The organism is Clostridium sp. HCP1S3_C6, from assembly GCF_052066735.1.
Taxonomy (GTDB): domain Bacteria; phylum Bacillota; class Clostridia; order Clostridiales; family Clostridiaceae; genus Clostridium.
In genome coordinates this window covers 26,058-33,322 of record NZ_JBQHRN010000026.1, presented here as the reverse complement: position 1 = coordinate 33,322, position 7,265 = coordinate 26,058, and the positions used below count along the sequence as shown (strand labels likewise).

Annotated in this window: 8 protein-coding genes and 1 pseudogene; 2 read left to right on the top strand and 7 right to left on the bottom strand. The window is 31.3% G+C overall.

The window, feature by feature from the left end; translation table 11 throughout:
* The coding region (locus ACTNAO_RS09575) for a helix-turn-helix domain-containing protein (protein ID WP_441028617.1) at positions 1 to 389 on the bottom strand (389 nt) is incomplete at its 3' end.
* 488 nt (positions 390 to 877) lie between these two features.
* Between ACTNAO_RS09575 and ACTNAO_RS09570 the strand changes: the two genes are divergently transcribed.
* A complete protein-coding gene (locus ACTNAO_RS09570; RefSeq protein ID WP_001227347.1) occupies positions 878 to 1,231 on the top strand; it encodes a helix-turn-helix transcriptional regulator in 354 nt (117 codons plus the stop codon).
* A gap of 59 nt (positions 1,232 to 1,290) precedes the next feature.
* On the opposite strand, the gene ACTNAO_RS09565 is transcribed toward ACTNAO_RS09570, so the two are convergent.
* The 5 genes and pseudogenes from ACTNAO_RS09565 to ACTNAO_RS09545 form a co-directional block, all read right to left on the bottom strand.
* A complete protein-coding gene (locus tag ACTNAO_RS09565) occupies positions 1,291 to 1,422 on the bottom strand; it encodes a cysteine-rich KTR domain-containing protein (RefSeq protein ID WP_080961458.1) in 132 nt (43 codons plus the stop codon).
* Between the two features lie 154 nt (positions 1,423 to 1,576).
* Positions 1,577 to 3,496, bottom strand: coding sequence for a tetracycline resistance ribosomal protection protein Tet(M) (gene tet(M) / locus ACTNAO_RS09560; RefSeq protein ID WP_154532834.1), 1,920 nt, complete (start codon positions 3,494 to 3,496; stop codon positions 1,577 to 1,579).
* A gap of 15 nt (positions 3,497 to 3,511) precedes the next feature.
* Positions 3,512 to 3,559 (bottom strand): annotated as a pseudogene (locus tag ACTNAO_RS09555) (hypothetical protein); the annotation flags it as partial.
* Between the two features lie 313 nt (positions 3,560 to 3,872).
* Complete coding sequence (locus ACTNAO_RS09550) at positions 3,873 to 4,421, bottom strand: conjugal transfer protein (RefSeq protein ID WP_441028623.1); 549 nt, start codon at positions 4,419 to 4,421, stop codon at positions 3,873 to 3,875.
* A 45-nt stretch (positions 4,422 to 4,466) separates the two neighbouring features.
* On the bottom strand, positions 4,467 to 5,126 hold the full coding sequence (locus ACTNAO_RS09545; RefSeq protein WP_441028610.1) for a helix-turn-helix domain-containing protein: 660 nt from the start codon (positions 5,124 to 5,126) through the stop codon (positions 4,467 to 4,469).
* 162 nt (positions 5,127 to 5,288) lie between these two features.
* Between ACTNAO_RS09545 and ACTNAO_RS09540 the strand changes: the two genes are divergently transcribed.
* On the top strand, positions 5,289 to 6,161 hold the full coding sequence (locus ACTNAO_RS09540; RefSeq protein ID WP_441028608.1) for a fused DSP-PTPase phosphatase/NAD kinase-like protein: 873 nt from the start codon (positions 5,289 to 5,291) through the stop codon (positions 6,159 to 6,161).
* 78 nt (positions 6,162 to 6,239) lie between these two features.
* On the opposite strand, the gene ACTNAO_RS09535 is transcribed toward ACTNAO_RS09540, so the two are convergent.
* A complete protein-coding gene (locus tag ACTNAO_RS09535) occupies positions 6,240 to 7,265 on the bottom strand; it encodes a YeiH family protein (RefSeq protein WP_441028606.1) in 1,026 nt (341 codons plus the stop codon).

Genomic DNA, 7,265 nt, shown 5'->3' with positions numbered 1-7,265 from the left:
CCTTTTTGCCTTCTTTTAAAATAATCATTAAATTCAGGTTTGCTAGATATGTATCTTCTAAACGAAGATTGTGCACAATCGAGATTATAGTTATCTTTAAGATATTGCCATAAAATTCTCTTGTAGTAGAATATTTGAATAGAATCCTTACTAAGAAGTGATCTTATAATGGGCTCAAATTCATCAATTTTTGATTTCCTTTTTCGACGAGAAGGTTTAGTATATCCATTTAAATATTTCCCTACAGTTCTAGGATCAACTCCAAGCTCTCTAGCAATTTGACTTTTATTTACTTTCAAATTATTTTCCTCCATAAGAATCTTTAATTTAGGAAGATCCTCCAATTTTTTTATTTCTATTTCTTTATAAATATTAGTTTTTATAAGCATAATTACCTCCAAAAATTTATGAAATAATTATAACTTATAAAAACAATTTCATGCATTCTTAAACGATCGTTTATTTACATATTTATTGTAGCATTTATATAAAAAAGTTCTGAATAGCCAAAAAAGCATATAAACAGATTTATTTCTCTGTTTACATGCTTCTGTTATTCTATCTATATGATTTATAAAACCACATTGGTGGACGTACTTATCTATTGCAGATAGACGACTTTTTTTGACAAGAACCCAATGTAAGGAAATTTATTGTATATGATGTACTTCATGGCGACGTTGACCTCCAACAAACCGCCATTTGGAAGTAATATACAATATTTTAACAGCGTAAATAGCACTACCATATAACGGTTTTTTTTATTGGCGTTTAGTAGTGCTTTTTATTAAATATAAACCTATAAACCATATAACACGTTTTTCTATACCTGTTTTTAATTCAGTAGGAACAATAAAATGTATAGAGGTGGTCTACTATGCGTAAAAAAGAAGATAAATATGATTTTAGAGCCTTTGGTTTAGCCATTAAAGAAGCTCGATTGAAACGAGGTTTAACTCGTGAACAAGTGGGAGCATTGATTGAAATTGACCCACGGTACTTAACTAATATTGAAAATAAAGGGCAACACCCCAGCATACAAGTTCTTTATGACCTTGTATCGTTACTTCATGTTTCCGTTGATGAATTTTTCTTACCTGCTAATAACTTGGTAAAAAGCACCCGACGATTACAGATAGAGAAATACATGGATAGCTTTACAGACAAAGAACTATCCTTAATGGAATCTTTAGCCAGCGGTATCAACGAAGCAAGAAACATCGAAGACTAATTAAAAGAATCCATACATAACGGAAAGAGCCGATAAAATGAGATTGTATTAATCTCATTTTATCGGCTCTGCGTCTTTGCGTCTGGCTCTGTAATCACAGTTACTTTGAACTGCTTTATTTCAATTAAATTTTCTTGTCTGCATTTCGGACAATAGAGGGGGAATTTTTTTAATTCAGTATCTTCCCTTATCTTTAATCATGTTTTATTTCCACATACAGGACACAATATCCACTTGTAGTTTATAATAACTATCTCCTCCTTTACACTTTAATTCAAATCTTTATTAAAAAATATTTCATCTTATTTAACAAGAAACCATATTTATATAACAACATAAAATACACTAAGTTATTTTATTGAACATATATCGTACTTTATCTATCCGACTATTTGGACGACGGGGCTGGCAAACAGGTTCACCGGTAGTAACATGGTACCCTTTTAACTCTGTTAAACAAACACTACGTCCATTTGTAAAGAAAGTTAAATCACTACGATATTCTTGAATACACCGAGCAGGGATTTCTCCACTAAGAATGACCTCATTATTTTTCAATTGAGTGTCTACGATGTTCGCACAATATTTAGGAGCATCGTTGTATGCTCGTGAAAGATATTCCTGTGGCGCATAAATTTTAAAACTAAGATATGGCTCTAACAATTCTGTTCCAGCTTTTTTTAAGACTTGTTCCAATACAATAGGAGCAAGCATCCGAAAATCTGCTGGGGTACTAACAGGGCTATAGTATAAGCCATACTTAAAACAGATTTTACAGTCCGTCACATTCCAACCATACAATCCTTGTTCACAGCCATAGCGTATCCCTTCCATAACTGCATTTTGAAATGATTGATTTAAGTATCCAAGAGAAACCGAGCTCTCATACTGCATTCCACTTCCCAACGGAAGCGGTGATACAGATAAACCAATGGAAGCCCAGAAAGGATTTGGCGGCACTTCGATGTGAATGGTATATTCTGCATTTTTTAACGGTCTCTCCATATAAATGACTGTAGGCTCTTTTAGTTCTATCTCCACATGATACTTTTCTTGCAACAGTGCACTAATCACTTCCATTTGTACTTTCCCTAAGAAAGAAAGTATAATTTCATGTGTCGTAGAATCCACGTAATATCGTAGAAGCGGATCACTATCTGAGATTTCCAAAAGGGCATCAAGCAACATTTCTCTCTGTTCAGGTTTACTCGGTTCAACAGTTGTTTGTAGTAGAGGGTGCGGATTTTCAATCTTTTTTCTCTGTGGCAATAGTTTTGTATCTCCAAGAACACTATTTAACTTCAAAAACTCATTCTGCAAAATAACAATTTCCCCGGAATAAGCCTTATCGATTTTACATAATTCACCATTTATTGAAGTATACATTTCTGTAATTTTTATTTTTTCCTTTTCCGATATTCTAACCGAATCTCGCAAATGCAGTACGCCACTATAAAGACGTATATATGCAAGACGCTGTCTTTTTTCCGAATACTCAATTTTGAAAACTTTTCCGCAAAGTTCAGACTGACCTCGATGTGTTGATGAATAAAATTTATTAGTAATAACTTCTATAAGGTTATCAATCCCTATATTGTTTTTTGCACTTCCGTGATAAACAGGGAACAGAGAACAATTCTGAAATCTTATGCTTTCCTCTTGTTCGAGTTCCAATGCTTCTAATGATTTACCGGACATATATTTCTCCAAAAGGTAATCATTTCCTTCTATTACCGTATCCCATTGTTCAGATTCGGTAAAGTTCATTACACGCATATTAGGATGCAGTTCTACCTTCTGTTTGATTACAATTTCCGCAGAAAGTTTCTCTTTAATATCCTGATAAACCGTTGATAAATCAATTCCATTTTGGTCAATCTTATTGATAAAAAAGATTGTGGGAATACCTATTTTCCTAAGTGCATGAAACAATATACGAGTTTGTGCTTGTACGCCATCTTTTGCAGAAATCAGTAGAATTGCCCCATCTAATACTGATAATGAACGATATACTTCTGCTAAGAAATCCATATGTCCTGGCGTGTCTATGATGTTCACCTTCGTATTTTCCCACTGAAAAGAGGTTATTCCTGTCTGAATTGTAATTCCTCTCTGACGTTCTAAAAGCGTATTATCCGTCCTCGTTGTACCTTTGTCCACGCTTCCTAATTCTGTAATCGCTCCACTGTTATATAATAAGCTTTCTGTTAAGGTAGTTTTTCCTGCATCAACATGAGCTAAAATTCCAATATTAATAATTTTCATGTGATTTTCCTCCATTCAAAAACCCAAAAGGGCATAAAAATCCCAGTGATAAATACTCTTATCACTGGGATTTTTATGCATAACCATAGGCATACAAAGCATACAGATATTCTCCGGATACTTTAGAATCACATGATAAAGGTATTCTTAAACTGGGTACAAAAAACTAAGCCCTCCTAAAAAAGGACATCCAATTATTTGTTCCCACTATCAAATTGACAGTTTATTTAAGAATACCTTGCCGCATATTTATTAACTCCTTTTAAATAGATACTTAAATAATAGCACGTAAGAGCATATTTGTAAAGGAATCTCCAATTTTTTATCAAAGAGAGTACGTGATTACAAAATAGCTGTAATAATGTACCAATATTTGTTATTCTATAATCTTCCAATTACTCCCGTTCTTTTCAAGTACCAAATCAAATTGAGATACCTGCGTTGCTTTGGTCTGCTGGTCGATATACTCCACTGTCAGCGATACCGTGACTTGATTATCCTTACGATTGTGAATAGGATTTACCAGTTCTTGAAAGATGTACTCTTTTCCGATTGGTTTTAATATCCCGTCATTCACATAGTAGGAAAGTTCACTGGCTGTCGCTGTAGGATAGAGCTTGAAGAACGTCGTTAAAAACTCATTGATTTCATTGGTTGTAATGGAATCAACCGTCCCCTCACTTTCAATGGCTTTTGGTTTATAACTTGATTTCTTAGGTATGTTGGTAATGGTCGGATTCTTAACCAGTACCATATTTCCAGAACCATCTACATAGACACTCACTATATAAGCAGAGTGGACGGTCTTTGTATTTTCTCCCTCTGTAATGAGCTGGTCTACACTGTAGGTTACATTAAACTCATTGTCGCCAGTTGGCTCTACCGTCCATATCTGAAATCCTCTTACAGAAGACGATAGTCGTATAATTTATACTACTATATTACATCCTATTATCTATATTGTCAACACTTAATCTTTAATAATTGGAATCCATATTTCAACTTTATAGTCCCTTGAAAAAGTATCATTACCATAATATTTTTCAGGCTTTTTAACTGCAACTAGATACTTGTTATTATCCTCTTCATCATATCCAAAGCATAATCCTAAGGATATTCCATCCTGTGAATAATTCTCAAGTTCCATTAATGTTCTATCTTCTTTTACCTTGTCCCACAAACCTTTATTTACATCTCCATAAATTCCAATAACATCAAAACTATCTCTTTGTTTAATTTCATATTTCATAGAATTTCCTCCCATAATCTTTAATCTAAAAGTAAGCCTAGAATATGAATTTATCTTTACGTTCTTTTTCTTAGCATCACTTGGTGTAATTCCATGTTGTCTCTTAAATGCTACAGTAAAAGCATCTAAAGAATCATATCCATATTTTACAGCTACACTAATAACTTTTACATTTTTTGTTTGAAGCTCATATGCAGCTTTCGAAAGTTTCCTTCTTCTAATGTATTCACTAATAGAAACATCAGCAATATATGAAAACATTCTTTGAAAAATGCTATAGCTACATCCTGCTATTAATTCAACTTTTTTTGTGTCAATTTCTTTATCTAAGTTATCTTCTATATAATTTATCACTTCATTTAATGTATCTAACCAGTTCATTTTTTTCACTTCCTATAATAATAATACAACTTATGGAAAAGTATATGCCGTTATTTATTTATCGTTTTTTATTGGTTTTCTATTATGAATTATAATTTTTAAGTATACATTTTTTCTTTATGTAAAAACTAATAATAAATAATACGTTCAAGGAGGAATCTTATGAATAATTTCATTAAAAGAACTATTAACTTATTTCTTTTAATATTTTTAATATATCCATCAACACTCCCACTATGTGCATGTATAATTGATGAGCCACTATGTGCATGTATAATTGATGAGCCACTCTCATCTGATGTAGAACTAGATTTATCATCAAGTACATGTGAACCTCCTAATATTAGAAAAAGTAATCTTCAGCTTGAAATACCTGATGATTCAGATTTAGACTTAGCTGGTCTTATAAACCTAAATATATCTGGTAGTGGCCAATTTTCAAAACCTGGCATAAAAACTATAAAAGAATATATTGGTGGTAATTATACCATTATAGATATTGACTTAAGACAAGAACCTCATGGTTTTATCAATGAAGATCCAGTAAACTGGCCTAAAGAAAAAATTCCCAACGATTATACACTAACTCAAATAACTGAAATAGAAAACAACAAACTATATGCTATACCTTTAAATAATCCCATAACTTATGCAAATGTGGCATGCAAAACAATAATTCCTAAATCGGTGGAACCTGAAAGTAAGTTTGCAGAAGATAATTTATTTAAATATGTTCGTTTTCCTGTTACTGACGGTGAGATTCCAGTAGAAAGTATAGTTAATGATTTTATTAATTTTGCTAATAATAGACCTGAAAATTCATGGTTTCATTTTCACTGTAAAGAAGGCATAGGAAGAACAACTACATTTATGATAATGTATGACATTATGAAAAACAAAAATTTAGTATCACTTCAAGATATAATAGATCGCCAAATAATATTATGTAATATGGATAAAGATGAAATAAACAGTTTTCTAACACAAGAAAGATTAGATTTCTTTAAAGATTTTTATAACCGAGATTTTAATTAATAAAGAGCATATCAGATAAATATATACCTGATATGCTCTTTCTAATTTATTATTGTATTATTCATTTCCTTCTGATTTTTATCTAAACAAAATTAAAATTAATATAATAGCTGATGCCACTTGACATATAGCCACAGCCGTACCATATATTAAAACCCTTTTACCCTGTCTAACTAATTCTCTAATGTTTACTCTTAATCCTATACCTGCTAATGCAACAATTTCTAAAGAACTACTTAACTTTTTCATAATAGCAGAAACATTAGGTGTAATTATCTTTAACGAAAAAAGTATACATGCTATAAAAAATCCAATAACATACCATGGCACAGTAACATTACCAGACTTAATATTACTTTCTTCATCTTGTATTATTTCTTTATTAGATTTATTTTTCAAATGTCCAAATAAGAATACAACTAAAATAAGAAGTATTACTCTAAATATCTTAAATATCATTGCAAATTCTTTTACTTGTTCATTTATCATTAATCCACTAGCTATTACCTGACCAACTGATTGAATTACTCCACCAATAAGAGCAGATGTTTTTAATAATTCATTATTATATAAAAGTCTAGATATAATAGGCAGTAAAAACATTAGAAATATCCCCATAACATTTGTAATAGTTATAGTTATTCCTTTATCGTTATCTGAAGCATTAATAGCAGATGAAGTAGCTGCAATTGCTGAAGATCCACATACAGAATTTCCACTAGCCATTAAATATATAAAATCACTTGAAAATTGAAGTCTTTTTCCCACAAACATGCATACCATAATAGTTATAGCCATTTGAGTTATTATGTAAATTATTCCTGTTAATTTAATTTCCATTAAAGATGATAAACTAAGTGTACCACCTAAAAGTACTATAGAATATGCAAGAAGATTAGATTCTGAAAATTTATATCCTCTCTGAAATATATCATGACTTAAAAATAAATTTCCAACTATTATACCAAATAAAATAGCTATTGTTGCAGATCCTAGGCTAGGTATAAAATTTGCAATAACATTACTCACCATACCTATAGTAAGGGACACAAGGAATCCTGGAAGTATATCTTTAATCTCATCTATAATTGGCTTATTATGCAT

What these genes read in the sequence shown, in the direction of transcription:
- ACTNAO_RS09535 (WP_441028606.1), bottom strand. Translation starts at nt 7,265, where the DNA reads ATGCATAATAAGCCAATTATAGATGAGATTAAAGATATACTTCCAGGA.
- ACTNAO_RS09540 (WP_441028608.1), top strand. Translation starts at nt 5,289, where the DNA reads ATGAATAATTTCATTAAAAGAACTATTAACTTATTTCTTTTAATATTT.
- ACTNAO_RS09545 (WP_441028610.1), bottom strand. Translation starts at nt 5,126, where the DNA reads ATGAACTGGTTAGATACATTAAATGAAGTGATAAATTATATAGAAGAT.
- ACTNAO_RS09570 (WP_001227347.1), top strand. Translation starts at nt 878, where the DNA reads ATGCGTAAAAAAGAAGATAAATATGATTTTAGAGCCTTTGGTTTAGCC.